The 2,055-nt window shown below is 63.5% G+C and carries 1 protein-coding gene; it reads right to left on the reverse strand.

The window, feature by feature from the left end; genetic code table 11:
* Positions 1-587: 587 nt before the first annotated feature.
* Complete coding sequence (locus G6017_RS15660; protein ID WP_182618191.1) at positions 588-2,021, reverse strand: hypothetical protein; 1,434 nt, start codon at positions 2,019-2,021, stop codon at positions 588-590.
* Between the last annotated feature and the right edge of the window lie 34 nt (positions 2,022-2,055).

Raw genomic sequence — 2,055 nt, forward strand, 5'->3', positions numbered from 1 at the left:
GACCCCACGCTCAGATGCGAAGAGCCGTTTTACGTCCAGGGCGGCTCCGGGCGAGAAAAAACAAAGAGTAGAAGCGACTGTGTTCCGGTTTTCGGCGTCGCGCCAGTATCAACTTCCGCGTTATTGCGTTCTCGGCAGCGCTGTCCTCGCCGAGGTCAGAGAGCGCCCCTCGATGGGGAGGGCAGGAGCGATGACTAAGCGCCCATGGCGACCTCGGGCGACACGCATGGCACTTCCTGATCCACAGGGCCGCGGCGAGAAGCCGATCGTGTTAGCCACCCACGACTACATGCGACGCTTCCGCCAGGCCCAGACCGCCAGGACCGCACCGGTAGTAACACTCGCGGCCGAGACTGCGTTCAACCAGTTCAGAACTGTGAAGTAGTCGACCGGCGCTCCGTCGCCCTGCACATAGCGATTCGGACCGCTGCCAGGCGATGGCGTTGAGTCCGGCAAGAAACCCAAGATCATGACTCCCGCCGCTAGGCATGTGAACGGGAACACCACCCAGAACCACGGAAACCCTCGCAGCTGTCGCTCGAACGGCGAGAAAGCACCGCCGCCGCGATGCACAGAGCCACAAGCGTTCAACGCTCGCTACTCGCGATGGGTAGCTTTCCTGTGGGCTGATCGCTGGATCCGATGGAGATTTCATCGACGCGAAGGCCGGAACGTGCGTCAGGGTGAATCCAGCGCACTCGGCCCCGAGACCGCGGGTGCAGGTCGATAGTGTGACTCGGCCCGCCGGCATGCTCGACGGTGACGCGTCCCGCGGCGGTCCATGTGGTGCCGCCTTCTGGAGTGCTGGCGATGTTGGCTCGCTCGTCGCTGGCTCGTGCTCGCGCTCGCGCGATTGTGGGCACGTCGGTGACCGGAATCAGCTCATCTCCGACCACTTCGCGAGCGTGGACGCTGTCAGGGCCGGCACCTCGAAGCGCGCCGTATCGATCGGACAGCTGGGTCGCCAGTCCCGGGTAGGTGAGTACGAAGAGGCGGCTGTCGAGCTCGACGGTGTCGTCGCCGCCATCGGTCGAGACACGTTGCAGGGTCAACTCGGCCGGGCCATCTCGACTGCAGCGAACTACTTCGTCACCAACGGTAATCCAGCAACCATCCCGGTCAGCGTGAACTCTGCGCGTCCACATCGTGGTGGGAGGTTCGATTGCCAGCGGCAAGAGATACTCGGTGACGCGGCGCGGCCTGGGCGCGGTGTCGATGTGGATGAGGACGGGGTTGGTCCTGTCCATCACCCACACGTCGGACCCACAAACGGCTAACGCCCCAGCATCGAAGCTGCCAGGCGCGACCGGGACGTCGTCGAGATCGAGGTCCACGAGCATGCCGGTGGGACTAAACGGCTCGGTGACGGGGAGATTCTTCCAGTTGGGCCAGTAGTGGTCCGATTCGTGATTCAGTTCGCTGACCCGCTCGGTGCCCGGTACGCGATCCCGCCCACTTGCAGTGCTTTCGTACCGCTCCTCGACTAGCTGCAGTCGCCGAACCCTCCCCGTAGTGGTGTCGGGGTGTCCGGGGAGAGCTCGGACGAAGTCAAGGGTCAGGCGCCCGGCCAAGTGGACTCGCCCGGCGAAAGGTTCGTGGTGGAGCCATCGTGCAGTCCAGCCGTCGCCGGCGACCTGGAACGGCCACTGCAAGAAATTCTCGCGATCGAGGACCGGCGTCCTGCGGTACTCCGGGCGCACAGTGACGCGGTAGGTTTCAACTCCGGCATTGGAGTGGGCGACGTCTGACTCGAAGAGGAGGGAGAGATTGATGACATCACCCACTTCGAGCGGCGGGAGTGAACCGTCCACGAAGACGGCTCTGGAGACGAACACTGAGATCATGTGATCCGAGTCCACGGACGAGTCGGCTCGCCGTCGTTCGTCGCGAACTTCGGCGAAGCCGGACACTTCGACACGGAGATCGGCGACCAGTGCATCTCCGACACGTTCGGATTCCGCGGCCGCCTCAGCAGACTTCCATCCGGTCTCAGGGATGACATTTGACTCCCAGTGCTTCATCCACTCAGCTAGTGGGCATCTCCGTTAGTTCGTC

The organism is Dietzia sp. B44, from assembly GCF_014145245.1.
Taxonomy (GTDB): domain Bacteria; phylum Actinomycetota; class Actinomycetes; order Mycobacteriales; family Mycobacteriaceae; genus Dietzia; species Dietzia natronolimnaea.